This is a genomic window from Citrobacter amalonaticus (assembly GCF_037053465.1).
Taxonomy (GTDB): Bacteria; Pseudomonadota; Gammaproteobacteria; order Enterobacterales; family Enterobacteriaceae; genus Citrobacter_A; species Citrobacter_A amalonaticus_H.
In genome coordinates, this window is record NZ_JBALIF010000002.1 from 498,502 (window position 1) to 524,412 (window position 25,911).

26 protein-coding genes are annotated in these 25,911 nt (G+C 53.4%); 17 read left to right on the forward strand and 9 right to left on the reverse strand.

Annotated features, from left to right (window positions below):
- Both WB371_RS05195 and WB371_RS05200 read right to left on the reverse strand, forming a co-directional pair.
- On the reverse strand, nucleotides 1–430 hold a 430-nt coding region (locus tag WB371_RS05195; RefSeq protein WP_336219022.1), incomplete at its 3' end, for a hypothetical protein.
- A gap of 286 nt (nucleotides 431–716) precedes the next feature.
- A complete protein-coding gene (locus WB371_RS05200; RefSeq protein WP_336219023.1) occupies nucleotides 717–1,175 on the reverse strand; it encodes a hypothetical protein in 459 nt (152 codons plus the stop codon).
- 382 nt (nucleotides 1,176–1,557) lie between these two features.
- Here WB371_RS05200 and WB371_RS05205 point away from each other — a divergent pair, with 382 nt between their 5' ends.
- Complete coding sequence (locus tag WB371_RS05205; RefSeq protein WP_336219024.1) at nucleotides 1,558–2,082, forward strand: metal-dependent hydrolase; 525 nt, start codon at nucleotides 1,558–1,560, stop codon at nucleotides 2,080–2,082.
- A gap of 86 nt (nucleotides 2,083–2,168) precedes the next feature.
- On the opposite strand, the gene cysS is transcribed toward WB371_RS05205, so the two are convergent.
- Nucleotides 2,169–3,578, reverse strand: coding sequence for a cysteine--tRNA ligase (gene cysS / locus WB371_RS05210; protein ID WP_336219025.1), 1,410 nt, complete (start codon nucleotides 3,576–3,578; stop codon nucleotides 2,169–2,171).
- Between the two features lie 173 nt (nucleotides 3,579–3,751).
- Between cysS and ppiB the strand changes: the two genes are divergently transcribed.
- The 6 genes from ppiB to mnmH all read left to right on the forward strand — a co-directional run bounded on the left by ppiB (nucleotide 3,752) and on the right by mnmH (nucleotide 8,816).
- Nucleotides 3,752–4,246, forward strand: coding sequence for a peptidylprolyl isomerase B (ppiB, locus tag WB371_RS05215; protein WP_336219026.1), 495 nt, complete (start codon nucleotides 3,752–3,754; stop codon nucleotides 4,244–4,246).
- Nucleotides 4,247–4,248: 2 nt separating this feature from the next.
- Nucleotides 4,249–4,971 carry a UDP-2,3-diacylglucosamine diphosphatase gene (gene lpxH / locus WB371_RS05220; protein ID WP_336219027.1) on the forward strand — a complete coding sequence of 241 codons (723 nt, stop codon included), beginning with the start codon at nucleotides 4,249–4,251 and terminating at the stop codon, nucleotides 4,969–4,971.
- 37 nt (nucleotides 4,972–5,008) lie between these two features.
- Nucleotides 5,009–5,950, forward strand: coding sequence for a DUF1848 domain-containing protein (locus WB371_RS05225; RefSeq protein WP_336219028.1), 942 nt, complete (start codon nucleotides 5,009–5,011; stop codon nucleotides 5,948–5,950).
- A 114-nt stretch (nucleotides 5,951–6,064) separates the two neighbouring features.
- Nucleotides 6,065–6,574, forward strand: coding sequence for a 5-(carboxyamino)imidazole ribonucleotide mutase (gene purE / locus WB371_RS05230; RefSeq protein ID WP_336219029.1), 510 nt, complete (start codon nucleotides 6,065–6,067; stop codon nucleotides 6,572–6,574).
- On the forward strand, nucleotides 6,571–7,638 hold the full coding sequence (purK, locus tag WB371_RS05235; RefSeq protein WP_336219030.1) for a 5-(carboxyamino)imidazole ribonucleotide synthase: 1,068 nt from the start codon (nucleotides 6,571–6,573) through the stop codon (nucleotides 7,636–7,638). The genes purE and purK overlap by 4 nt, the downstream gene beginning before the upstream one ends.
- 107 nt (nucleotides 7,639–7,745) lie before the next feature.
- Entirely contained in the window at nucleotides 7,746–8,816 is a 1,071-nt protein-coding gene (mnmH, locus tag WB371_RS05240) for a tRNA 2-selenouridine(34) synthase MnmH (RefSeq protein WP_336219031.1), read from the forward strand.
- Between the two features lie 205 nt (nucleotides 8,817–9,021).
- On the opposite strand, the gene WB371_RS05245 is transcribed toward mnmH, so the two are convergent.
- The 3 genes from WB371_RS05245 to ybbA all read right to left on the reverse strand — a co-directional run bounded on the left by WB371_RS05245 (nucleotide 9,022) and on the right by ybbA (nucleotide 13,431).
- On the reverse strand, nucleotides 9,022–10,155 hold the full coding sequence (locus tag WB371_RS05245; RefSeq protein WP_336219032.1) for a porin: 1,134 nt from the start codon (nucleotides 10,153–10,155) through the stop codon (nucleotides 9,022–9,024).
- A 178-nt stretch (nucleotides 10,156–10,333) separates the two neighbouring features.
- Complete coding sequence (gene ybbP, locus WB371_RS05250; RefSeq protein ID WP_336219033.1) at nucleotides 10,334–12,748, reverse strand: putative ABC transporter permease subunit YbbP; 2,415 nt, start codon at nucleotides 12,746–12,748, stop codon at nucleotides 10,334–10,336.
- Nucleotides 12,745–13,431, reverse strand: coding sequence for a putative ABC transporter ATP-binding protein YbbA (gene ybbA / locus WB371_RS05255; RefSeq protein WP_336219035.1), 687 nt, complete (start codon nucleotides 13,429–13,431; stop codon nucleotides 12,745–12,747). Before ybbA ends, ybbP begins: the two co-directional genes overlap by 4 nt.
- On the opposite strand from ybbA, the gene tesA reads away from it, so the two are divergent.
- From tesA to WB371_RS05270, 3 genes are read left to right on the forward strand one after another with little or no spacing between them, the layout of a single operon-like run.
- Nucleotides 13,399–14,025 carry a multifunctional acyl-CoA thioesterase I/protease I/lysophospholipase L1 gene (gene tesA / locus WB371_RS05260; protein ID WP_336219036.1) on the forward strand — a complete coding sequence of 209 codons (627 nt, stop codon included), beginning with the start codon at nucleotides 13,399–13,401 and terminating at the stop codon, nucleotides 14,023–14,025. The two genes, ybbA and tesA, sit on opposite strands and share 33 nt — an antisense overlap.
- A 28-nt stretch (nucleotides 14,026–14,053) precedes the next feature.
- On the forward strand, nucleotides 14,054–14,824 hold the full coding sequence (locus tag WB371_RS05265; protein WP_336219037.1) for an SDR family oxidoreductase: 771 nt from the start codon (nucleotides 14,054–14,056) through the stop codon (nucleotides 14,822–14,824).
- Between the two features lie 58 nt (nucleotides 14,825–14,882).
- Nucleotides 14,883–15,737, forward strand: coding sequence for a co-chaperone YbbN (locus WB371_RS05270; protein ID WP_336219038.1), 855 nt, complete (start codon nucleotides 14,883–14,885; stop codon nucleotides 15,735–15,737).
- Nucleotides 15,738–15,800: 63 nt separating this feature from the next.
- Here the strand turns inward: WB371_RS05270 and fetB are convergent, their stop codons facing one another.
- Both fetB and fetA read right to left on the reverse strand, forming a co-directional pair.
- Nucleotides 15,801–16,580: an iron efflux ABC transporter permease subunit FetB gene (gene fetB, locus WB371_RS05275; RefSeq protein WP_336219039.1), complete on the reverse strand. Its 780-nt coding sequence runs from the start codon at nucleotides 16,578–16,580 to the stop codon at nucleotides 15,801–15,803.
- Complete coding sequence (gene fetA, locus WB371_RS05280; RefSeq protein ID WP_336219040.1) at nucleotides 16,567–17,244, reverse strand: iron efflux ABC transporter ATP-binding subunit FetA; 678 nt, start codon at nucleotides 17,242–17,244, stop codon at nucleotides 16,567–16,569. The genes fetB and fetA overlap by 14 nt, the downstream gene beginning before the upstream one ends.
- A 137-nt stretch (nucleotides 17,245–17,381) precedes the next feature.
- On the opposite strand from fetA, the gene WB371_RS05285 reads away from it, so the two are divergent.
- From WB371_RS05285 to WB371_RS05300, 4 genes are read left to right on the forward strand one after another with little or no spacing between them, the layout of a single operon-like run.
- Nucleotides 17,382–18,296 (forward strand): SPFH domain-containing protein, encoded by a 915-nt coding sequence (locus tag WB371_RS05285; protein WP_336219041.1) that lies wholly within the window; start codon nucleotides 17,382–17,384, stop codon nucleotides 18,294–18,296.
- Entirely contained in the window at nucleotides 18,296–18,763 is a 468-nt protein-coding gene (locus WB371_RS05290) for an NfeD family protein (protein WP_336219042.1), read from the forward strand. The genes WB371_RS05285 and WB371_RS05290 overlap by 1 nt, the downstream gene beginning before the upstream one ends.
- 13 nt (nucleotides 18,764–18,776) lie before the next feature.
- A complete protein-coding gene (locus tag WB371_RS05295) occupies nucleotides 18,777–20,921 on the forward strand; it encodes a hypothetical protein (RefSeq protein WP_336219100.1) in 2,145 nt (714 codons plus the stop codon).
- Complete coding sequence (locus WB371_RS05300) at nucleotides 20,891–21,604, forward strand: DUF3142 domain-containing protein (protein WP_336219043.1); 714 nt, start codon at nucleotides 20,891–20,893, stop codon at nucleotides 21,602–21,604. Before WB371_RS05295 ends, WB371_RS05300 begins: the two co-directional genes overlap by 31 nt.
- On the opposite strand, the gene cueR is transcribed toward WB371_RS05300, so the two are convergent.
- Nucleotides 21,601–22,011: a Cu(I)-responsive transcriptional regulator gene (gene cueR, locus WB371_RS05305; RefSeq protein WP_336219044.1), complete on the reverse strand. Its 411-nt coding sequence runs from the start codon at nucleotides 22,009–22,011 to the stop codon at nucleotides 21,601–21,603. The genes WB371_RS05300 and cueR overlap by 4 nt on opposite strands.
- Before the next feature lie 363 nt (nucleotides 22,012–22,374).
- Here cueR and WB371_RS05310 point away from each other — a divergent pair, with 363 nt between their 5' ends.
- From WB371_RS05310 to WB371_RS05320, 3 genes are all read left to right on the forward strand, one after another.
- Entirely contained in the window at nucleotides 22,375–23,769 is a 1,395-nt protein-coding gene (locus WB371_RS05310) for an MFS transporter (protein WP_336219045.1), read from the forward strand.
- A gap of 102 nt (nucleotides 23,770–23,871) precedes the next feature.
- Nucleotides 23,872–24,903: a LacI family DNA-binding transcriptional regulator gene (locus tag WB371_RS05315; protein ID WP_336219046.1), complete on the forward strand. Its 1,032-nt coding sequence runs from the start codon at nucleotides 23,872–23,874 to the stop codon at nucleotides 24,901–24,903.
- Nucleotides 24,878–25,897, forward strand: a complete 1,020-nt coding sequence (locus WB371_RS05320) for a nucleoside hydrolase (protein ID WP_336219101.1) — start codon at nucleotides 24,878–24,880, stop codon at nucleotides 25,895–25,897. The genes WB371_RS05315 and WB371_RS05320 overlap by 26 nt, the downstream gene beginning before the upstream one ends.
- The last annotated feature ends 14 nt before the right edge of the window (nucleotides 25,898–25,911 follow it).

Sequence of the window (25,911 nt, forward strand, 5' to 3'; positions counted from 1 at the left end):
CCTGCTGCTGGCTGTCGCCGAGCGACTGCTTCAGTTGCGCCAGCGCCTTGCCGTCACCCTCTTTCGCACCGCTCAGCGTTTTCAGCTGTTCATCTTTTGCCGCCAGCGCTTTCGCATTCGCCGTCTGTGTGGCCGTCAGGTCCGCTATCTGTTGCTCGTTTTTAGCTTCAACGGTACTTAACACCGCCAGTCGGTTGGCCAGATCGGCCGCCTGACTTTGGCTACGACTCAGCGCCTGTCTTAGCTGGTCAACAGTATTGTTGTCACCCTCTTTGACAGTAGATTGTGATTTCAACTGTTGCTGAGCAGCCTGCAGTTGCTTCTGCAAATCGGTTTGTCGTTGCTGGCTCTCTTCAAGCGACTGCTGCAAAACACCAGTATCATGCGCTTTTGACTGTTTCTCAGCCGTCAGTTGCTTTTCCAGTTGCATATATTTTGCGCTGTCAGCCCCGGAAGTTAAAGGCTCGGAGCGGCTATCACATTGCTGAACTGCTCGCTTTTTATATTTCTTAGTATGAGATGTTGTCGGTTCTGTCTTAACAGGTTCGGGGAGTGGAAGAGGTTTAACCGTTAAAATAGCGGGTATTTCGCTGGATTGCGACGTAATTGCATCCAGCGACTGAAGGGGTTGATCAGTATTTTGGGCCTGTGCCGCAGAGATTGCGAAGAAAGCGGTCAGCGGCAGAAAAAAAAAAGAGGCCTGGGGTTAACTATTTTCATTTAAAATTTTCTCCGCGGCTAATCAATGCCTGACGAATACTCTGTTCTATATCGTTACATATTTTCTGCGTTTTATATTTGTATAAAGCATCCAGCGTATCCTTTGTCTGGACACTGATCTCCCCGCGAACGGAGGCGTAAGCCGACGCGCTGGCCAGGAGCTCATCAAATACGCTTTTCTTTTGCATGTAAAGCGGTTGGTTAATTTTGGACAATGCGACAAGTTCGCGCTGACAGGTGATGACTGCCCCCTGATCTTCAGTGGATTCACTCTGCGGCTCTGCCGAATTCGATAACCCAGAAGACGATTTACCTGACGTCGGTACTGAGGGATTGACGCTGGCTTTTTGATTCATCTCACTTTGCTGACACCCCGTAATCAGTAGGACAACCGCTAACAAAGTCGGAGCGAAAAGGGTTCTTTTTATATATAAGAAGTTTTCTATATTATCCATAATATAAGCCTTGTAAAAACATGCCTCTTTAAAATAACGCTATAGGAATATTCCCGCTCTACTTTCGCAAGCGCGACATTATGCCGCTAAAAACATCAAGAAAACAATCTTTAATGGATCCAATATTAATAATTGATAATATAAATAAATAAATAAAATCAATAACCAATAAAAATATATTCCAGCGTTATATCGTTCTAAACAAGGGACAACCGCACGCTACTTCTCCTTTGTTTTAACCTGTCCATATAAAAGGCATACAGATTCGGGTCCGCTAACAGGGAAGCATTATTTTCTTTCGTATGACAGAAATTCAGAATCAACTCTGTAACATTCTGTCAGGTTGCTTGCTACACTCTCCATTTTTGCAAGGAAAGTGCTCGTGCCGACTATTATCACCCATGCCATCGTGCCATTGAGCCTGGGTCTGGGGCTTGGATCTCGCGTAATTCCTCCGCGTTTACTGTTTGCCGGTGTGGTTCTCGCCATGCTGCCGGACGCGGACGTGCTGTCCTTTAAATTGGGTGTGGCCTATGGAAACGTGTTCGGGCATCGCGGATTTACCCACTCGCTACTCTTTGCTTTTGTGGTTCCACTGCTCTGCATCATGATTGGCCGACGATGGTTTAAAACCGGGTTACTACGCTGCTGGCTGTTTCTGACCGTTTCTCTGCTCTCGCACAGTTTGCTGGATTCCATTACAACAGGTGGGAAAGGCGTCGGCTGGCTCTGGCCGTGGTCGGACGAGCGTTTCTTCGCGCCGTGGCAGGTGATTAAGGTCGCGCCATTTGCCCTTTCGCGCTACACCACCCCATACGGGCAACAGGTTATTATTTCTGAATTACTGTGGGTATGGCTGCCGGGGGCGTTGCTGATGAGCGTGCTGTGGTGGTATCGAAAACATTGATATGCCAGAGCTCGTTGCCGGATGACGCGACAAGGCTCTGGTATTGGTAGGCCGGATAAGGCGTTAGCCGCCATCCGGCAAGAACATTACTTACGACGCCAGGTGGTCCCTTGTGGACCATCTTCCAGCACGATGCCCATCTCATTCAGGCGGTCACGCGCCGCATCCGCTGCCGCCCAGTCTTTCGCTTTACGGGCATCCAGACGCTGTTGAATCAGGGCTTCAATTTCCGCCACTTCACCGTCTTCCGCCTGAGCGCCGCTTTGCAGGAAAACCTCCGGTTCCTGTTCCAGCAGCCCCAGCACGCTTGCCAGTTTACGCAAATAAGCAGCGGCGGCATTGGCCCGAGTCCAGTCTGCGTTCTGTTTGAAGTTATTCAGTTCTTTCGCTAAATCGAAGAGCACCGAGTAGGCCACCGGGGTATTAAAATCATCATCCATCGCGTCTCTGAAGCGTTTTTCGTAATCTTCCCCTTTAGGAAAATCCATTGCATCATCAGGAAGGAATTGGGTTTTAACCGTCCCGCGCAGCGCCGTATACAGACGTTCGAGCGCAGAACGCGCCTGCTTCAGGTTCTCTTCACTGTAGTTCAACTGGCTACGATAGTGGCCGGACATCAGGAAGTAGCGCACGGTTTCCGCGTCGTAATATTTCAGCACGTCGCGCACGGTAAAAAAGTTACCCAGCGATTTCGACATCTTCTCGCGGTCAACCATCACCATGCCGGAGTGCATCCAGTAGTTTACGTATTCGCCGTCATGCGCACAGGTAGACTGAGCGATTTCGTTTTCGTGATGAGGGAACATCAGATCCGAACCGCCACCGTGGATATCAAAGTGATTACCCAGTTGTTTGCAGTTCATCGCGGAACATTCAATGTGCCAGCCAGGGCGACCATCACCCCACGGTGACGACCAGCTTGGCTCACCCTCTTTCGACATTTTCCACAGCACGAAGTCCATCGGGTTGTGTTTGACGTCAACGACATCCACACGCGCTCCGGCCTGTAACTGTTCCAGATCCTGGCGTGACAATTGACCGTAGTTCGGGTCCGTCGGCACATCAAACATGACATCGCCGTTTTCCGCCACATAGGCGTGACCTTTGGCGATAAGCTGTTGGGTAATTTCAATAATTTCGGCGATATGGTGGGTAGCACGCGGCTCCACATCGGGGCGCAGAATATTCAGCGCGTCGAAATCTTTATGCATCTCGGCGATCATGCGATCCACCAGAGCCACAAAGCTTTCGCCATTTTCATTAGCGCGCTTGATGATTTTATCATCGATATCAGTAATGTTACGCACGTACTTCAGTTTGTAGCCGAGAAAACGCAGATAACGCGCCACCACGTCAAACGCGACAAACGTGCGCCCGTGACCAATATGACAGAGATCGTAAACGGTAATGCCACACACGTACATGCCGACTTCCCCGGCATGAATAGGTTTGAATTCCTCTTTTTGGCGCGTCAGTGTATTAAAAATTTTTAACATTGAAGATTCCGTGTAGACGTGTGTGGATCGTAAAGTCCATATAATACCCATAATTCAGACCAGGGTCAGCACACTTTGCAAGGTGATCGCAGCGTGCGGTTATGCTATAACACCCCCCTAACTCTGACCTTTAATTGGGTTAAAGCACTACTCTATCGGAACAGGATGCAAAAATGGTTACTTTCCACACTAATCACGGCGATATCGTAATCAAAACATTTGATGATAAAGCGCCTGAAACAGTTAAAAACTTCCTGGACTACTGCCGCGAAGGTTTTTACAACAACACCATTTTCCACCGTGTGATCAACGGTTTTATGATTCAGGGCGGCGGTTTTGAACCGGGCATGAAACAGAAAGCCACCAAAGAAGCGATCAAAAACGAAGCCAACAACGGTCTGAAAAATACTCGTGGTACGCTGGCAATGGCGCGTACTCAGGCTCCGCACTCCGCAACTGCCCAGTTCTTTATCAACGTGGTCGACAACGACTTCCTGAACTTCTCTGCTGAAAGTATGCAGGGCTGGGGCTACTGCGTATTCGCTGAAGTGGTTGAAGGTATGGACGTTGTGGACAAAATCAAAGGTGTTTCCACCGGCCGCAGCGGCATGCATCAGGACGTACCGAAAGAAGACGTCATTATCGAAAACGTGACCGTCAGCGAGTAATCGTGGCGACACTGTTTATTGCAGATCTTCATCTCTGCACAGAAGAACCGGCGATCACCGCCGGTTTTCTGCGTTTTTTAGCGGGCGATGCGCGTCAGGCCGACGCATTGTATATTTTGGGCGACCTGTTCGAAGCCTGGATCGGCGATGACGATCCTAATCCGCTTCATCACGAAATGGCCGCTGCCATTAAAGCGGTGGTGGATTCCGGCGTGCCCTGTTTCTTCATTCACGGTAACCGTGACTTTCTGATTGGCAAACGCTTTGCGCGGGAAAGCGGTATGACGTTGCTCCCTCAGGAAAACGTACTCGACCTGTACGGTCGTCGGGTGCTCATCATGCATGGTGATACGCTTTGTACTGATGATGCAGGTTACCAGGCGTTTCGCGCGAAAGTTCATCAGCGCTGGCTGCAAACGCTGTTCCTCACCCTGCCGCTGTTTATTCGCAAACGCGTGGCCGCCCGAATGCGTGCCGACAGCAAAGCCGCCAACAGCACTAAATCGCTGGAAATCATGGACGTCAATAAACATGCGGTTGTCGCTGAGATGGAAAAACATCACGTCCAGTGGCTGATCCACGGCCATACGCACCGTCCGGATGTGCATCAATTTATCGCCAATGGCGAACCTGCTTTCCGCGTTGTATTAGGCGCCTGGCATACCGAAGGTTCGATGGTTAAAGTCACCCCGGACGATGTGGAACTGATTGCTTTCCCGTTTTAAGAAAAAAGCCCTCTCATTATTTACTGGAATATTCGCGATGATCATTAGTGCCAGCCGTCGCACCGATATACCTGCATTCTACAGTGAATGGTTAATGAACCGCATTCGCGCAGGTTTTTTGCTGACACGAAATCCCTTTAATTATCACCAGGTCTCTCGGGTGTCATTGCTTCCTGAGGATGTTGATGCAATCGTATTCTGGACACGCAACCCCACAAAACTGCTCCCTTACCTTGATGAACTTTCCGGGATCGGGCATCGTTTTTACTTCCAGTTCACCCTCACCGGGTACCCGCGGTTGGTAGAGTCTAAAACCTTAAATCCGCATAAAGCACTGGAAATATTCAAACGACTGTCAGAAAAAATTGGTGCTGAGAAAGTCATCTGGCGCTATGACCCCATTTTGTTTTCAAATCTACTTCCGTTTGACGAACACATCCGCCTGTTCAGTAAAATCGCCACCGAATTAGCAGGTCATACCCAACGTGTCGTAATTAGCTTTGCTGATTTTTATCAAAAAACGGAAAAAAACCTTAGGGCTATTGAATCCCTCATTTACAGCGATATTACGCAAAACCATGAACTCTGTTTAACACTGGCGCAGAGATTATCAGAAATTACCCGGCAGCACGGACTGGATATCTACTCTTGTGCTGAAGAGATCAACCTTACCGGACAAGGTATTCAGCACGGTAAGTGTATTGATGAGGTGCTCATTAATAACATATTTGGCTTATCAATGCCCAACAGTAAAGATTCTGGTCAACGTGAGGCCTGTGGCTGTGTGAAGAGCATTGACATCGGTACCTACAACACCTGTCTGCATGGATGTCAATATTGCTATGCAACCTACAATCAGCATCAGGCCAACAGCAATTTCAAAAAACACGATCCCACAAGTCCCTTTTTGTTAGGTGGAACAGAGGGCGTTGACCCTCTTATGTTAGAACCGGTACGTTTTCAGCAACAGCTATTTTGACAACGCCAGAAGCCTTAAAATCCAGCCACGCAACCGTTTTCCTTGGTTTATTTCCGTGCTATTCTCTGTGGCCTCAAAAGTCGAATGTCCCGCACCACAGGAGTTTTCAGACGCATGTCTTCCCGCAATAATCCGGCGCGTGTCGCCATCGTGATGGGGTCCAAAAGTGACTGGGCTACCATGCAGTTCGCCGCCGAAATCTTTGAAATCCTGGAAGTCCCGCACCACGTTGAAGTGGTCTCAGCCCACCGCACGCCCGATAAGCTGTTCAGCTTTGCCGAAAGCGCCGAAGAGAATGGCTATCAGGTGATTATTGCTGGCGCGGGTGGCGCGGCCCATCTTCCAGGAATGATTGCGGCAAAAACGCTGGTGCCAGTACTGGGTGTTCCGGTACAAAGCGCGGCGCTGAGCGGCGTCGATAGCCTCTACTCTATCGTACAGATGCCGCGTGGTATTCCGGTCGGTACGCTGGCGATTGGCAAAGCGGGCGCGGCTAACGCGGCGCTGCTGGCGGCACAGATTCTGGCTACCCATGACAACGCTCTGCATCAACGTCTGAAGGACTGGCGCAACGCGCAAACGGATGAGGTGCTTGAGAACCCGGATCCGCGGGGTGCGGCATGAAACAGGTTTGCGTGCTGGGCAACGGTCAGTTAGGACGGATGCTGCGTCAGGCCGGTGAGCCTTTAGGCATCGCCGTCTGGCCGGTTGGACTGGATGCAGAACCGGCTGCCGTGCCTTTTTCGCAAAGCGTGATTACCGCAGAAATTGAGCGCTGGCCGGAAACCGCATTAACCCGCGAACTGGCGCGTCATCCTGGGTTTGTGAACCGTGACGTGTTCCCGATCATCGCCGATCGCCTGACGCAAAAACAGCTTTTCGATAAGCTCGGTCTGGCGACCGCGCCATGGCAACTGCTGGCAGAGAAAAGCCAATGGCCTGCCATCTTCGAACGTTTAGGCGAGCTGGCGATTGTTAAGCGTCGCGTCGGCGGTTACGACGGACGCGGTCAGTGGCGTTTACGTACCGGTGAAACCGATCAGCTCCCGGAGGATAACTACGGCGAGTGCATTGTCGAACAAGGTATCAACTTCTCTGGCGAAGTCTCCCTTGTTGGCGCCCGTGCGCATGACGGCAGTACTGTATTCTACCCGCTAACGCGTAACCTACATCAGGACGGGATCCTGCGAACCAGCGTCGCTTTCCCGCAGGCCAGTGCAAAACAACAGGCGCAGGCCGAATCAATGCTTTCTGCCATCATGCAGGAACTGGGTTACGTCGGCGTAATGGCGATGGAGTGTTTTGTCACGCCGGAAGGACTGTTGATCAACGAACTGGCTCCGCGTGTGCATAACAGCGGACACTGGACGCAAAATGGCGCCAGCATCAGTCAGTTTGAGCTGCATCTGCGTGCCATTACCGGTTTGCCGCTGCCCACGCCGGTGGTGAATAGCCCGTCAGTGATGGTCAATCTGATTGGCAGCGACCTGAATTACGACTGGCTGAAACTGCCGCTTGTCCATCTGCACTGGTATGACAAAGAGGTGCGTCCCGGCCGTAAAGTGGGTCACCTGAATCTGACCGATAGCGATACTGCGCGCCTGAGTGCGACGCTTGAAGCTCTCGTGCCTCTGCTTCCACCGGAATACGCCAGCGGTATTCTCTGGGCGCAAACCCAGCTCAAATAAGCCTTCAACACACGTAAAATGCGGGGAAGTTTAACTTATACTTCCCCGTCCTCTCCTTCCGCGCGTAAAATCCCGTCCATTGCAGTTTAGTCTTCTCAGGATTACACATGAACGATGGAACGGACTATCGCGCGATCCTTAGCGCCGATACGCCCTTAATCGATGTCCGCGCGCCGGTTGAGTTTCAACAGGGAGCCATGCCGGGCGCGATAAATTTACCCTTAATGAATGATGACGAGCGCACTGCCGTCGGCACCTGCTACAAACGCCAGGGGCCGGAAGCTGCCCTTGAACTCGGCCATCAACTTGTCAGCGGCGAGATTCGCCAGCAGCGTCTGGACGCCTGGCGCGCAGCCTGTCAGCAATACCCTCACGGCTATATCTGCTGCGCCCGTGGCGGACAGCGCTCGCACATCGTCCAGCAATGGTTACGCGACTCCGGCGTGGAGTACCCGCTGGTCACAGGCGGGTATAAAGCACTGCGCCAGGCCGCCATTGCCGCAACGCAGGAGCAGGTGCAAAAACCGATCGTGCTGATTGGCGGTTGTACCGGCAATGGCAAAACACAACTGGTGCGCCAGCAGGTGGACGGAGTCGATCTCGAGGGGCTTGCCCATCATCGCGGCTCCTCGTTTGGTCGCACCCTGGAACCCCAACTCAGTCAGGCCAGTTTTGAAAACCTGCTGGCGGTGACGCTGCTGAAAAAACAGTCCTCACGCTGGGTGTTAGAAGATGAAGGGCGAATGATCGGTTCAAACCATTTGCCGGAATGCCTGCGCGAACGCATGACGCAGGCTACCCTCGCCGTGATTGAGGATCCGTTTGAGCGGCGTCTTGAGCGCCTGCGCGAGGAGTATTTCGTGCGGATGCATCACGATTTTACCCTTGCGTATGGTGAAGAACGTGGCTGGCAGGAATACAGCGATTATCTGCATCACGGGCTTTCGGCGATTCAGCGTCGTCTGGGGCTGCAACGGTTTAATGAGCTGACGGCGAAGCTGGACGTCGCGCTGGATGCGCAGCGTCGGACCGGCAGTACCGAAGTCCATTTCAACTGGTTAGTGCCACTGCTGGAAGAGTATTACGATCCGATGTACCGCTATCAGTTGGAAAAGAAAGCCGGAAAGATTGTTTTTCGCGGGACATATGAAGAGGTTGCTCAGTGGCTGAGCCACTAAACAATGCCGGATGACGACGCCAACGCGTCTTATCCGGCCTACAAACCACCACAACCCTCCAGGCCCGGATAAGCGTCAGCGCCATCCGGCAAACAAACCGCCGCAACCCTCCAGGCCCGGATAAGCGTCAGCGCCATCCGGCAAACAAACCGCCACAACCCTGTAGGCCGGATAAGCGTCAGCGCCACCGGGCACAGCATCAGACTCAGAAGTCGTAACGCAGACGAACCAGGTTCATATCACCCAGATTGTCAGTGCTGGAGGTAAAGACGTGTTCGTAATCAACACGGAAACCATAATCCAGTTGGAAGCTGATACCCACACCGTTATCGGTACGCAGGTAGTTGCGACCATTCACATATTCAATACGGTCGCCCATAAAGTACGGCTGAATGGATTTTAACGCATACTGATTGATAGGGAATGTATAACCGGCAAAGTATTCCAGACCCCATGCGTCACCAGCAAAGTAGTCATGTGCAGACACTTTTTTGGTGGTCATGAAGTTCTGATACCAGCCGCCACCCATAGAGAATGTCCAGTTGTCCGGCGTCCAGCTCAGCGCTGTACCCACGATGTTCTGGTCGTAAGTTTTGCTGCCGTTACCGCGCATTTCCGCACGGGTGTAGTTCCACGCCGTCCCCCAGCTCAGATCGTCAGTAATATGGTAATCCGCGCCCAGTGAGCCGCCGCCTTTACGTTTGTAGTTCAGACCGTTGTTCGGGTTGTAGTCATCGCTGAACAGATAAGATGCATAGAGATCGACATCGCCCACGGTTTTCTTATATTTCAGCATCTTACGAGAACGGTAAGAACCATCGTAGTCGCCGTTGATCCCGTTACCCGGAGCCTGACCAATCATGTCATAGTCCCAGATATCCGTTTTCGCACCCACCACATCGTAGTAAATACTGTTCTGCTGACCGAAGGTCAGCGTCCCCCAGGTATCACTCTTCAGACCGGTGTAGAGCATACGACGCGTGGTGTCATGCGCGCCTTCAGCATAGTGGTTGTCCCAGTTGAATTGCGCCGGAATGTTAACGCCCAGCTCGTAGAAGCTGATCCAACTGATGTCATCAAACAGATAGTAGTCGGTAGCGAAACGGAAACGGGTACCGCCGTCGAAGCCATTACGTTTATAGCCATTGGCGCCGTCATCGCCCGTCATATTCTGGAACTGAGGGCGAATACTCCCACCAACGGTAAAGTTGAGACGGCTCAGCGGATTGCCCGCCTGTGGATCTTGTTTCAGAACGGTGATTTCCGCCAGAGAGGCGAAAGACGTCAATGCCACTGCTGCGCCGATCGATGCCGCCAGCGCTGTTGTTTTTATAGTCATTCTTTTTCCTTGATAGATTTCCTGCTAATTATTCAGCGATTGAATATTAACTGGTATTAACACTGACGTGTTGGCGGGTTTTAAATGATTTGTGCTGTTAAATAACGCGAGGTTAACAATTCATGCGGCTAAGAAAATCCGCGCCAGTATAAAAACCGGCGCGTAACTATCACGGAGTTTAATTATTGAACTGGCGGAACAGAGCTTTGCCCTTTAACAAACGGATACCCAGCCCGCCGCCAAAGACAGACAGTAAGAGCGCGCCGCTGAACGGCAGGATGATCCACAGCCGCCAGTCTGGCTCCCAGGGAAAATCAAATACCCGGGTTTGCAACACCGCCAGCGCCGTTTCCGCGCCGATCGCCGCCACAAGCCCGGAGACCAGCCCCAGCATGGCGAACTCGCACCAGAGCGTGGCGCGCAACAATTTCTTTCCTGCTCCCAGAGTACGCCAGACCACCAGTTCCTGATGGCGCTGACGCATACCGACCTGTACCTGCGCCAGCAACAACAATATACCGCAGGCGGTCACCAGCACCACCATCACCTCCAGCGCCCGGCTGACCTGCTCCAGAACCTGCCCCACCTGTTTAAGGATCGCGCCAATATCTAACAGGCTGATTGTCGGAAACTCGCGGTTAAGCTGCGTCAACATGTCGTTGCCGTTTTCCCAACGGAAGCTGGTCAGCCAGCTCTGGGGCTGTCCATCCAGTGCGCCGGAGGGAAAGATAAAGAAAAAGTTGGGGCGCAGACTCTCCCAGTCAACCCGGCGCAGACTGGTTACCTTTGCACTGAACTCCTGGGTATCGCCCATGAAGGTCACACTGTCGCCGAGAGAGACGTTCAGCCGTTTTGCCAGCCCTTCCTCCATCGACACCTCGCCTTGTTTCGGTGGCCAGTTACCGGCGGTGATCGGGTTGTGGCTGGGGCGGGCGTCCTGCCAGGTGAGGTTTAGCTCACGGTTCAGAGACTCATCCTGGCCCCCTTCCGTCGATGCGCCATTTATTGCAGTCAGACGCGCCCGCACGATCGGGTAAAACGCCTCAGGAATCACCTGATGCTCTGACAGAAACGCCTTCACCTGCGGCACCTGTTCGGATGCGATATTGATCAGAAAATAGTTGGGACTTTCTGGCGGAAGCTGCTGCTGCCAGCGATCCAGCAGATCGCCACGCAACACTAACAGTAACGCCAGCAGCATGAATGACAGCGAAAAAGCCGACAGTTGGCTTAGCGTCGACCACGGCTGACGTAGCAGACGGCTAACGGCAAGGCGCAACGGCAGCGCCGTCAGCGTCATACCGCGCAACACGTACAGCAGCATCCATCCCAGTACGCCGCACAACAGCGCCAGTACCACAGCGCCCGCCAGCACCGCCCACAGCAACGGACTTCCGCCCATTAAACCCGCCAGTAACAGCACAACCACCACGGTCACGATCGGCAAATAGAATTTCAGCGGCCAGACGTTAGCCACCACGTCACCACGCAATACGCGCAGCGGCTGAGTAGCTAATAACAAGCGATAGGGACGTAAACCAACCAGCAGTGAAATCACCGTCATGGTCCCCAGTGCCCAAAGCCACGGCCAGAGGCTGGCAGGCGGCAGCGCGGCAGGCAGCACCGGTTTAAGCAGTACCATCAGCGCCTTTTCAAACACCACCCCGATAATGCCACCCGTCACCGCAGACAGCCCCAGCACCATCAGCCACTGTCCGATAATCAGTTTGCGCAGTTGCGCCCTGCCCGCCCCAAGTGTCTTCAGGATCGCCACCAGGTCATAGCGACTGCGGCAATAGTGGTTCATTGCCACGGCCACCGCCGCCACCGCCAGCAGCAACGTTAACAGTGCAGAAAGGAGTAAAAACTGTTGTGACCGTTCGAGAGATTTGCCCAGCGCGCCTTCGTCCTGTTCAAGACCGTACCAGCGATGTTCAGGTTTGAGTCGCGGTAAAAGCCACTTTTCATAGCCGTCAAGCTGTTGCGACGTACCGCCAAATTTATAGCGCCACGTCACGCGACTGCCGGGCTGCACGGCCCCCGTTTTTGCGACATCCGCCGTATTCATTAACAGACGCGGCGCCATCTGGAAGGGGTTAAAGCCGGAATCAGGCTCCTGGATCACTTCACCGGCAATACGCAGCGTGGCGTCGCCCACCTCCAGCGTGTCGCCGATTTTCAGGTTCAGCAACGCCATCAGTCGCGGCGCCAGCAGTACCGTTCCGGGCTGCGGCTTGAGCCCTGGCGGGTTGGTTTCCAGCTCGCCGTACATCGGGTAGATATCATCGACCGCTTTAACATTCGCCAACTGTGGCGTGTCACCGGCAAAGGTCATGGTGGCGAAGGTTAACTGTTCTCCGACTTTCAGGCCGCGCTGACGCGCTTCGTCAATCCACGCCTGTGGGACTTCGCGAGAACTGCGCAGTGCCCGGTCGCCCGCCATAAATTCGCGGCTTTGCTGACTTAAGCCTTTTTCCATCCGGTCGCTGATATTGCCCAGCGCCAGCACGCAGGCCACCGCCAGACTCAACGCCAGCCAGACAATCAATAGCGAGGGCGAGCGCCACTCGCGCCAGAACCAGCGTGCGATCATGCCTCCTCCTGCAACTGTCCGTTAACCAGACGCAGACGCCGGTCACAGCGCGCCGCCAGTTGCGGATCGTGAGTCACCAGAATCAACGTCGTGCCATGCTCACGGTTCAGGGAAAAGAGCAGATCGGCAATTTTATCGCCGGTCTGCCGATCAAGATTGCCGGTCGGTTCATCGGCAAACAGAACGTCCGGGCGACCGTTAAACGCACGCGCCAACGCCACACGCTGCTGTTCTCCGCCTGAAAGCTGTGCCGGCAGATGATCGAGTCGTTTGCCCAGCCCCAGTTGCTCAAGCAGAGCTTTCGCGCCCGCTTTGCTTTGCCCGCTGTTTTCACCGCGCAGCAGTGCCGGAAGTTCGACATTCTCCAGCGCATTGAGCGTGGGAATCAACATAAATGACTGAAAGACAAAGCCGACATGCTGAGCGCGCAGTTGGGCGCGCGCCTCTTCATCCATCTGGTCCAAAGGCTTACCGACCAGCTTCACTTCCCCGCCAGTGCCGTCATCCAGCCCGGCGAGGATCGCCAGCAGCGTGGATTTGCCCGAGCCCGACTCGCCAATCAGCGCAATCGTCTCGGCGCGTTTGACAACCAGTTCAACTCCGGTAAGGATGGAAAGCTCATGCTCCCCCTGACCGACGGACTTCTTAAGATGATGAACTTCAACAATGTTTTCCGCTGGCATTTGCCTTTCCTGTTTCTGATACTGTTTATCTGTCGGGCTGCTGCGGCTGACACGTTACTCATCCTCGGTGACAGCCTGAGCGCCGGATATCGAATGTCCGCCAGCGCCGCCTGGCCTGCGCTGCTGAACGAGAAGTGGCAGAGCAAAACCACCGTGGTGAATGCCAGCATCAGCGGCGATACCTCTTCGCAAGCGCTGGCGCGTCTGCCTGCGCTACTCAAACAGCATCAGCCCCGTTGGGTGCTGGTTGAGCTGGGCGGTAACGACGGCCTGCGCGGTTTCGCGCCGCAACAGACCGAACAGACGCTGCGTACCATTGTGCAGGACGTCAAAGCGGCGAATGCCCAACCCCTGCTGATGCAAATTCGTCTGCCCGCTAACTACGGTCGTCGGTATAATGAAACCTTTAGCGCTATCTATCCAAAGCTCGCCAGTGAGTTTGCTATACCTCTGTTACCCTTTTTTATGGAGGAGGTCTATCTCAAACCGCAATGGATGCAGGATGATGGTATTCATCCTAACCGCGATGCCCAGCCGTTTATCGCCGACTGGATGGCAAAGCAGTTAACGCCTTTAGTAAACCACGACTCGTAAATCAACGGAGATCCTGACAGGTAAAGTTATGCAAAAATCGGTCTTAATAACAGGATGTTCCAGCGGCATTGGTCTGGAAAGCGCGCTTGAACTAAAGCGCCAGGGTTTTCAGATCCTCGCAGGCTGCCGTAAACCTGACGATGTCGCACGCATGAACGGCATGGGGTTCACCGGCGTACTGATCGATCTCGATTCCCCGGAAAGTGTGGATCGGGCCGCTGACGAGGTGATCGCTCTGACCGATAACTGTTTATATGGGATCTTTAACAACGCCGGATACGGCGTCTATGGTCCGCTAACAACCATCAGTCGCGAACAGATGGAGCAGCAGTTTTCCGCCAATTTCTTTGGCGCACACCAGCTTACGATGCGCCTGTTACCCGCCATGTTAGCGCACGGCCAAGGCCGGATCGTGATGACCTCCTCGGTGATGGGGCTGATCTCAACCCCGGGACGCGGCGCGTATGCGGCCAGTAAATATGCGCTGGAAGCCTGGTCTGATGCCCTGCGTATGGAGCTGCGTCACAGTGGCATTAAAGTCAGCCTGATCGAACCGGGTCCCATTCGCACGCGTTTTACTGAAAACGTCAATCAAACACAAACCGATAAACCGGTCGAAAACCCCGGTATTGCGGCGCGTTTTACGCTTGATCCTGACGCGGTAGTCGCCAAAGTGCGCCATGCTTTCGTCAGCGATAAACCCAAAATTCGCTATCCGGTTACGCTGGTGACCTGGGCCGTCATGCTGCTTAAACGCCTGCTGCCTGGACGCCTGATGGACAAAATTTTGCACGGATGAGTTGAAGCGCACGCTTAAGCCCCCATGTAAAAAGAAATCGACAAAAGAGAGTTACTCCATGTCCACACAGAATATTGTCAACATTAACGAATCAAACCTGCAGCAGACCTTAGAACAATCGATGACCACACCGGTTTTGTTCTACTTCTGGTCTGAACGCAGCCAGCATTGTTTACAGCTAACCCCGGTGCTGGAAAGCCTCGCCGCACAATACAACGGTCAGTTTATTCTGGCGAAACTCGACTGCGATGCCGAGCAGATGATCGCCTCTCAGTTTGGCCTGCGCGCCATTCCGACCGTCTATTTATTCCAGAACGGTCAGCCGGTTGACGGTTTTCAGGGTCCGCAGCCAGAAGAAGCGATTCGCACCCTGCTCGACAAAGTGCTGCCGCGTGAAGAAGAGCTGAAAGCGCAACAGGCCATGCAACTGATGCAGGAAGGCAATTACATTGAGGCTCTGCCGTTGCTTAAAGACGCCTGGCAACTCTCTAACCAGAACAGTGAAATCGGCCTGCTGCTGGCGGAAACGCAAATTGCCCTTAACCGTTCTGAGGACGCAGAAGCGGTGCTGAAGACGATTCCGTTGCAGGATCAGGACACTCGTTATCAGGGTCTGGTGGCACAAATTGAACTGCTGAAACAGGCGGCGGATACGCCTGAAATTCAACAACTTCAGCAGCAAGTGGCGGAGAATCCGCAGGATGCGGCGCTGGCATCTCAACTGGCCCTGCAATTACACCAGGTGGGGCGCAATGAAGAAGCGCTGGAGCTGCTGTTCAGCCATCTGAAGAAAGATCTCGCCGCCGCTGACGGCCAGGCGCGCAAGATGTTCCAGGAAATCCTTGCCGCACTCGGAACCGGCGACGCGCTGGCCTCGAAATACCGCCGTCAGTTGTACGCCCTGTTGTACTGATCGTCTTGCCCGATGGCGCTACGCTTATCGGGCCTACAACCAGAACGTATCCGGCACTCTCCATTACGATTTCTTCAAATGCGTCACCACAAGCTGGTGGCGCGAATTATAAAACTTCCGATAGGTTAAATAGCAGGCAATGATGGTCGACAGGCTCGCCGTTGAGAGCAGCATAAACGTCACCATAATCTGATACTTAATCGCTTTAACCGGATCGATACCGGCAAAGATCAGCCCCGACATCATCCCCGGTAAACTCACCAGCCCCACGGTTTTCGCGGAGTCGATAGTCGGGATCAGCGAAGCGCGGATACTGTCGCGAATCAATCCCGCAGAGGCCATTTTCGGCGTCGCGCCCAGGCTGAGTTTCTCCTGAATCTGCTGCTGTTCGCTGCTGAACCGCTGCCCCAGATTGTTGTAACACAACCCAACGGCCACCATCGCGTTACCTGCGATCATCCCGGAAATCGGAATCACCTGCATCGGGATGAATTCAATTGAGCCTGATAGCACCAGAACCGCCAGCGTTAACCCCGCCCCCACCGTGATGGCAATAAACGAGGAGAGAAACGCTTTATCGATATATTTACTGCGCTTTTGCGCGTTATACGCCGCGTTAAAGCAGATAAACAGTACCATCAGTAGCGTCAGGATGGCGTGATTCACACCGAAGATATATTTCAGTACATAGCCGACAATAATAAGCTGGACCACAGCCCGCGCCACGCTCCAGAGAATATCTTTTTCCAGCGCCAGTTTCTCTTTGTGGCTTATCAGCATCGCCACGACGACCAGCATCATCGCTAATGCCAGAGACTCATTGGTAATATTATGCTCGTTCATTACGCGCTTCCTGCATTTCTCCGGCATGCGGCATCAGCGTGATTATTTCATCCGCATGATTAATTTCGTCTTTATCGTGCGTGACCCACAGTACGCCAACCTGTTTATCACGAACATAGCGGTGAATAATCTCATTCACATTGCGTTTATTGCTTTCATCCAGCGCGCTGGTGATTTCATCAAGCAGCAACACTTTCGGTAAAAACTGTAGATTACGAATCAACGAGATTCGCTGTTTTTCACCGCCGGACAGTTCATTAATATTTTTCTCCAGAATCGTCTCCGGTAACCGGAAGCGTACCAGATCGGCAAGAAAGGCTTCCGGTTCCGGGCGTTGATGACGAATTTGCCAGGGGAAAATCAAATTATCGTAGACGGTATCGCCAAACAGCGCGGGCGTCTGGGCGCAATAAGAGACCTGCTGACGGTAATCTTCCGGGGTAAGCGCAGCGATGTTCTGCCCGGCAAAGATAATCTCACCGGCATCCGGACTCAGTAATGACGCCACAATTTTCAGTAACGTACTTTTGCCACAGCCGGAAGGTCCGGTGATTAATTTAAATTCACCGGGCCGTAAGTTAAAACTGATGTCATTCAGAATTTTTGTTGCCCCGATCTGGTAGCTCACATTTTTTAACTGGAGCAAAAGGCTATTTTCACGCATTGTAGATCCCTGATTTCCGCGTTTTATCGCAAAATAGTGTATCCCCGTAATTAACAAGGGGGGAACTCTCTTTTATAATTTAACCTGTAAATGCGGGAATACCGTCATCATGGAGAGTTCAACAGGAGGTTTTTTCGATGCTTATCTTTATCCCTGTTCTTATTTTTGTCGCGCTGGTGATTGTCGGCGCAGGCGTAAAAATTGTCCCCCAGGGCTATCAGTGGACGGTGGAGCGATTTGGACGCTATACCAAAACTCTGCAACCAGGTTTAAGTCTTGTCGTACCGTTCATGGACCGTATTGGTCGAAAAATCAACATGATGGAACAGGTTCTGGATATTCCATCCCAGGAAGTTATCTCTAAAGATAACGCCAACGTGACCATTGATGCCGTCTGCTTTATTCAGGTCATTGATGCCCCACGTGCGGCCTATGAGGTCAGCAACCTGGAGCTGGCGATCATCAACCTGACCATGACCAACATCCGTACTGTTCTCGGTTCTATGGAGCTTGATGAGATGCTCTCCCAGCGTGACAGCATCAACACGCGGCTGTTGCACATTGTCGACGAAGCGACCAATCCCTGGGGCATTAAAGTCACCCGTATCGAAATCCGCGACGTGCGACCGCCCGCAGAACTTATTTCCTCAATGAATGCTCAGATGAAAGCGGAACGTACCAAGCGCGCCTATATTCTGGAAGCCGAAGGGGTTCGTCAGGCAGAAATTCTGAAAGCGGAAGGGGAAAAACAGTCCCAAATCCTGAAAGCGGAAGGTGAGCGCCAGTCTGCTTTCTTGCAGGCAGAAGCCCGAGAACGTTCTGCCGAAGCGGAAGCACGCGCAACTAAAATGGTCTCGGAGGCGATCGCGTCCGGGGATATTCAGGCAGTGAACTACTTCGTGGCGCAGAAATATACCGACGCGCTCCAGCAGATTGGCTCGTCCAGTAACAGCAAAGTGGTCATGATGCCGCTGGATGCCAGCAGTCTGATGGGGTCCATTGCCGGGATTACTGAACTGATCAAGGACAGCGCCAGCGCACGGAATAAATAATGATCGAGATAATCGTGGCACATCCACATATTTTCTGGCTCAGTCTTGGCGGCCTGCTTCTGGCCGCTGAAATGCTGGGCGGTAACGGCTATCTGCTGTGGAGCGGCGTCGCGGCGGTCATTACCGGTGTAACGATATGGCTGCTGCCCGTTGGCTGGGAATGGCAGGGCGTAATGTTTGCCGTGTTAACGCTGCTGGCGGCCTGGCTGTGGTGGAAATGGCTGGCGAAGCGCGTTCGCGAGCAAAAGCCCGCAGACAGCCAGCTCAATCAGCGTGGTCAGCAACTGGTCGGCCGCCGATTCGTCCTGGAATCTGATCTGGTCAACGGACGCGGACATATGCGTGTGGGCGACAGTTCGTGGCCGGTTAATGCCAGTGATGACTTACCCGCGGGAACGCATGTTGAAGTCGTTGCCGTTGAGGGTATTACGCTGTATATCCGCCCCTCCTCTGATAAAAACCGATAACAGGAAACGCATGATGGTCAGGAAGACGCCTCTGGCATTAAGCTTTTGCGCATTACTGGCGAGCGCCCCGCAGGCATTTGCCTCCTTTGATATGGCGGACTGCACCTGGAGCGACGATAGCTGTCTGCTCAAAGGCAACCCGATTCTGACGCCCGACAATGATTCCCGTGACAACCTGTTACGTTTACTGAGCGAGGCAAAGTCGTTTGCCCTGCCCGTTCAGTCCATGCCCACCGATATCACCCGCTCGCGCGAGTTCTATTTTGCTTATCATCCGCAGTGGGATGATGTCGATGTGCCGACGCCCCCGCCTGGCGATTCGCAGAACGAGAGCAGCCTTATTCAGCAACAAATGACTTCGCTTCAGATCGGGCCGGTCGAATTCGGCCATGACACTGAACTGGAAAACCGCTTCGTCTCTAATAACGCCGAAAGCGTCAGTCAGTTTTTTGCCGCTCTGCTAAGCGATACCGCGCTATCGGTGGAACAAAAGCAAGCGCTGGCACAGGCCCGCCTGGGACTCTATTCCGGAGCCAGTGCAGAGCAAATCGCGCAATCGCTCGCGACGCTTCCGGCAGATTCCCCCGCTCTGCTGTATAAAACCTATCTGACCGCAGCGGCCTATTTTTACGCGGGCGACTATACCCACGCCGATGAGACCTTCAGACAACTGCTCAATAATGACCGCCCGTGGCTGGTTGAAACCGCGCAATATATGCGAATGCGCACTGCGCTGAACAAAAGCAGCCAGAACAGCGTCGGAGAATATGGCGATTTTGATATCAAGAAAATCAATCGTGAAGACGCCCAGCTTGCGCTAAAAGAGGCGCAAACCTATTTACAGCGCTGGCCTGACGGCAACTATGCAGATTCCACCCACGGCATGTTGCGCCGCATAAACTGGTACCTCCAGGACTGGACAAGCCTGGCCGAACTGTATGAGCAGGCGTTCCAGAAGGCCAGCGATGCGAAGGCGCTACGCAACCTGGTGATTGAATACGATAACGTTTATGGCAACCAGTTTTACGATAGCCCGGTGCAGAATGCATTCAACGGTGCGCCGCTGGTCAGCTATACGGAGATGCTACGCGCGCTTCGCCTGAACAGCGACCAGAAACCCTCGCTGACGCAGGCCAGCCTGGACGCCAGCAAACCGATGTTTGAAAAAAGTGGGAAGCTGGCGCTGTGGCGCGATCTGCAGCTCAATTTGTGGAGGGCGACGGAAAACAATGCCGCCATTTTGCAGGCCGTCACCCCGGCGCAAAAACTCCCGGCTCACGACATCCTCGCGTTCAGCGAACAGGTGCTCTACGGCGAAGCGCTGATGGCGCAAAAACAGTGGCCGGCGGCGCGTGATTTCTGGGAGAAGCTGCTGAAACTCAGCCAGGATAACGAACAGCAGCAGTATGTGCAGGCGAAACTGACCGCGACGCTGGTATACAGCGGCGATGCGGCGGCGGTTTTTGCCCCGGACAGCGCAATCACCAACCTGCGTTTTCGCTCGCGCGTTCTCAAAACGGTGGCAACGCCAGCGCTGCTGCGCCAGCAGGTCCGCAAGGGGCCGAATAACGAAGAGCGCACCATCGCACTTCATACGTTACTGGTGCGCGATCTCACCGAGAACCGCTTTGGCGACTGGTTAGAGGACCGAAAACTCGTCAGCGCCATCACCCAGCCGGTCATTGATAAGGCCTTCGAGGATGTGAATCTGAGCACGTTCGACTGGAACGGCGAGTCCGCCGAAGCCGGTTATGTGTGCCGCAATCTGGATGACACCGTCAGCACGCTGAGCAAAACACCTGACGATGCCCATGCGCTGAACTGTCTGGGCGAGTTCTTTCGCACAACGCAAACGCATGTTGATCTGTGGCAGGACGGAGCAGGCAATGGCGTGCTGGAACAGGCCATCTCCCGGAAAACCCCCTTCGGTCAGTTCGACCGACAGAGTTACTATCAGCAGGTCATCACTTCCGCGAAAGCGGAACACGAAGACAAAAGCTACGCGTTATACCGGGCTATCATGTGTTATGCCCCGTCAGGTATGAACGAATGTGGCGGCGAAGAGGTGGACAAATTACAGCGGAAAGGCTGGTTCACGCAGTTGAAAACACAGTATCCGGGTAGCCCGTGGGCGCAAAAACTCAAATACTACTGGTAATGGCGCTGCTGGTGGGACCGGCGCAGGCAGAAACGGTAATCGCCCGCGATCATCCCGCTTTCTGGCTCTGGTCCGGAGTGAAAGCCAGTGATGAACTGAGAGACGCCCGGACTGTCTATCTGCATCAGGGTGAAGTGTTAGCACAAACCAATGGCGTGGTGTTTCAGCGTCTGGGACTTCCCGTCAGTCGCCTGACGTTTCCGTCCCTCTGGTTGACTGTGCGCTTCACCACGCTCGACGTACCGGACGCCATTCCGGCACGGATCGTGCGGCTGATGCAGCGCTGGCGGGCGGCAGGAAACCAGGTGGTAGGATTACAGGTCGATTTTGATGCGGCAACGCACCAGCTTGCTGACTATGCCCGTTTTCTACAGGCGTTGCGCCAGCAGTTACCGCCCGACTTCGCCCTTGGCGTGACCGGACTGCTGGACTGGGCGAAAACCGGCGATGTCGCGACGCTGAACGCGTTACCGGTTGATGAACTGGTGGTGCAGAGCTATCAGGGACGCCATACGGTAGAAAATTATCAGGACTATTTGCCCGCCCTTTCCCGACTGCGTATCCCCTTTAAACTCGGGCTGGTGCAAAACGGCAAGCGGGACATTCAGGCGGAAGCACTGTTACAAAACTCCCCGTGGTATCGCGGCACGGTGGTGTTTATGCTCAACCCCAACACACGTTAAGCCTTCACCTTGTGATGGCAGCAGCCGGAAAGGTTATCAATGATCGGGCATTCCGCACTGTCATCGCCAGGGCACGATTCCGCCAGCGCCAGTAACTGCACGCGCATCGACTGTAATTCGCTGATATGACGTTCAATTTCAGCCACTTTCTCCAGGGTGCGCTTTTTAACATCCGCGCTGTGACGGCCCGGATCGTTGAACAGATTGACCAGTTCACCACACTCTTCAAGATTAAAACCGACCTGGCGCGCCTGACGAAGCAGCGTCAGCTCATTCAGGTGCTGTTGGCTGTAGGTGCGATAGCCGTTTTCACCGCGCAGAGGCGGCGTGACCAGCCCTTTTTCTTCATAAAAGCGGATTGCTTTACTGGTTAAACCGGTTTTTTTCGCAACATCACTGATATTCACACATCCTCCACAGAGTGAGCTGTAGCAACGCTTAATTATAACGTACTTGTTCCTGAGACCCCACCTCCTGTAAGTCCCCCTCAATCAGGTCAATCATCTCCTCAGTTAGACATGTTTTCTTTAACTCTGTATCCCCCGGATCGCCTGGGATCGATTCCCGGCGTGGAGCGTCGAGGCGGGTAAACGATTTACTGTAACAATTACCTGCTATAAGTGATCGTTTTCTCAATTCTCACTCTTTCATCTGGCAATTCTACGCGAGTAGATTTATTAATCTGCGGTAAAAAGATAATATCTACGCGAGTAGAACATGAAGGGTACAAACCTGCGACCAATGTCGACAGCTAACTTCAAGGAGTTCTTATGAACACGCATTCATCCTCTGTTCCCCTGACGGATAACCAACAGGCAGCTCAGGAGCGGCTGGAAACCCCCGAGGGCCGCCGCGAATTTTGGCGAGCCACATTTTCCTGCTGGTTAGGCACCACCATGGAATATGCCGATTTTGCCCTGTATGGCCTTGCCGCAGGCATTATTTTCGGTGATGTCTTTTTTCCGGAAGCAACACCGGTGATGGCTCTGCTTTCCAGCTTTGCTGCCTACTCCGTAGGGTTTATTGCCCGCCCTATTGGCGCATTGTTGTTCGGCTGGATAGGCGATCGTCATGGTCGGAAAATCGTCATGGTTATCACTATTGGCCTGATGGGATTGTCGACCATGCTGATAGGTTTGATCCCCAGCTACGCCCAGATTGGCGTCTGGGCACCGGTGTGTCTTGTTATTCTTCGATTTTCCCAGGGACTGGGCGCGGGAGCTGAGCTGTCAGGCGGTACTGTGATGCTCGGTGAATATGCCCCGGTTAAGCGCCGTGGGCTGGTTTCCTCAATTATCGCCCTGGGGTCAAACAGCGGAACATTACTGGCTTCTCTGGTCTGGCTCATTGTCCTGCAAATGGACAAAGATGCCTTACTGAGCTGGGGATGGCGTATTCCTTTTCTTTGCAGCATTCTCATTGCCGCTGCCGCGTTATTAATTCGTCGCCACATGCGCGAAACGCCTGTCTTTGAGCGTCAAAAAGCCCTGCTGCAAGCTGAACGAGAAAAGGTTCTCCTCGAAGGAAAAGCTCAGCAGCAGCTTGACACGCGTAGCTTCTGGAAACGGACCCGGGCGTTCTGGACTATGGTCGGTCTACGCATTGGCGAGAATGGTCCTTCCTATCTGGCACAGGGATTTATCATTGGCTATGTCGCCAAGGTACTGATGGTAGACAAATCGGTACCAACCGTAGCGGTGTTTATCGCTTCGGTTCTGGGATTTGCCATTATTCCTCTGGCGGGTTGGCTTTCTGATCGCTTTGGCAGACGAATCATCTATCGCTGGTTCTGCCTGTTGCTGATCCTGTATGCATTTCCGGCATTTATACTGCTGGATTCTCGTGAGCCGTGGATAGTTATCCCGACAATCATTACCGGAATGGGACTCGCTTCACTGGGTATTTTCGGTGTTCAGGCGGCCTGGGGCGTTGAGCTTTTCGGTGTGACGAACCGATATACCAAAATGGCATTTGCGAAAGAGCTTGGTTCCATTATGTCTGGCGGGACGGCACCACTTATCGCCTCCGCCCTGCTCTCGTTTTACGGACACTGGTGGCCAATTGCTCTCTATTTCGCCCTTATGGCGACGATTGGGCTGGTGACCACGTTCTTCGCGCCAGAAACCCGCGGGCGGGATCTCAACTTACCTGAGGATGCTGTTTGAGGCCAGAGAACGAGATGCGCGTTCTTTACCAAAGATTTTTGGGTCATAACGCCTTATGCTGTCTGAAAAAAATCACTCTGAACGTAATCAGGTAGGTGCCTCGTGACCCAATCACATTCACAACGCGTAACACGTTCTGACGTGGCAAAAGAAGCGGGAACGTCCGTTGCTGTCGTAAGTTACGTTATAAATAATGGTCCACGCCCCGTTGCCGAAGCGACCCGGCAGCGGGTGCTCCAGGCCATTAAGAAAACCGGCTATCGACCCAATGGGATTGCGCGAGCCCTGGCGTCAGGGAGCACGCAAACCTATGGGCTTGTCGCACCGGACATCTCAAACCCGTTTATCGCCTCTATGGCCCATGCCCTGCAACACGAGGCCTTTGCTGATGGCAAAGTGCTACTGCTGGGGGATGCCGGCGACAGTAGCTGCCGGGAACGTGAACTCATTAATAATATGCTGCACCGCCAGGTCGACGGGCTGATCTACACCAGTGTGGATCGCCATCCTTATATCAATTTGATTCAGGAGAGCGGCACCCCCTGCGTCATGCTCGATCGCGTGGATCCGGGACTTAACGTCAGCGTTATCCAGGTGGATGAGCAACTGGCGGCAAAGCAGGTCACGCAGCATCTTATCGATCACGGATACCGCGACATTGGGATCATCTGTGGCCCGCGTGAAATGCTGAATACACAGGATCGTATCCGGGGTTGGCAGCAGGCGCTGGAAGCGTCATCGTTAATGGTCAATCCCTCATGGATTTTCTCGACTAACTATACCCGCGCAGGCGGTTACGAAGCGACAAAACGCATGTTGCAGGGTCCACGGCCGCGCGCGTTGTTCGCAACAAATGAACAGCAGGCGCTCGGTTGTTTACGCGCACTGGCAGAAAACGGGCTGCGCGTTCCGGAAGATGTTGCTCTGGTTTGCTTTAACGCAACACAGGAATCGGCTTACAACGTCCCCTCTCTCACCGCTGTCCGGCAACCTGTCGATAAGATGGCCCGTGCGGCAATTGACATGCTGAAAAATTGGGATGGAAAGGTTCGCCGCGTTGAATTTGAGTTTTATTTACGAACAGGAGAGTCATGTGGCTGTCAGGGACATGAAGTACACCCCGAAACAAAGTAATAATGAACCGGTGCGCGTCATTATTGATTGCGATCCGGGAAACGGTATTCCCGGCGCTAATATCGATGACGGTCTGGCGCTGGCGCTGGCGATTGCCGCTCCGCAGATAACGCTGGAGATGATCACCACGGTTGCCGGAAATACGCCGGTAGAGGTGGGATATGCCGTCGCAAAAGATCTCATTACACAACTGGAGATTCCCGTTGACGTCTACCAGGGTGCTTCGCGTGCGCTCCGGGAAGACCCGCATCCCTGGCGTGAAAAACTGGATCACAGCGTCGATCGGTTTGGCTTACGACAACTCTGGTCGGATGTTCCTGCCCCGGCAATGTGTCAAAACGTGAAACCCCATGCTCCAGAGGCAATGGGTGAACTCATCTGCAACCACCCCGGCGAGATCACGCTGGTGGCTACCGGTCCACTCACCAATGTGGCCATCGCCCTGCAGCTTTACCCGCAGATTGTTCACGCAGTTAAAAATATCGTGGTGATGGGTGGCGTGTTCAATGTGCCAGGCTACCTGAAAGATACGAATTTTGGTCTCGATCCTGAAGCCGCGCATGCGGTGCTCACCTGCGGCGCACCTGTCACACTGGTCCCGATGGATGTGACAACGAAAACTCAAATGCTTCACGCCGATTTAGACAGGCTGGCAAAAAAAGAAAATGGGCTTAGCCGTTTTCTGGTGCAAACCCTTCGCCCGTGGATCACCTACTCAATGCAGACCCGCAATCTGCCCGGGTGCTGGATCCACGATGTATTAACCGTTGCCTGGTTACTGGATCCCTCGCTTGCGGCAACGGCTGAAGATTATCTGGAGGTCTCTCTGGAAGGTATAACCCGCGGTATGACCTGTCGCTATGGACATGACACGTTGCGTCTCAATGTCGGGATCCCTGAACCAAAAGGCGTGCCGGTAAAAATTCTGCAAAGCATCGATAACCAGCGACTTCTTTCGCTGATTGAGCACTATATCCATACCTACAGCGCATAGCGTTACGGGTCAGA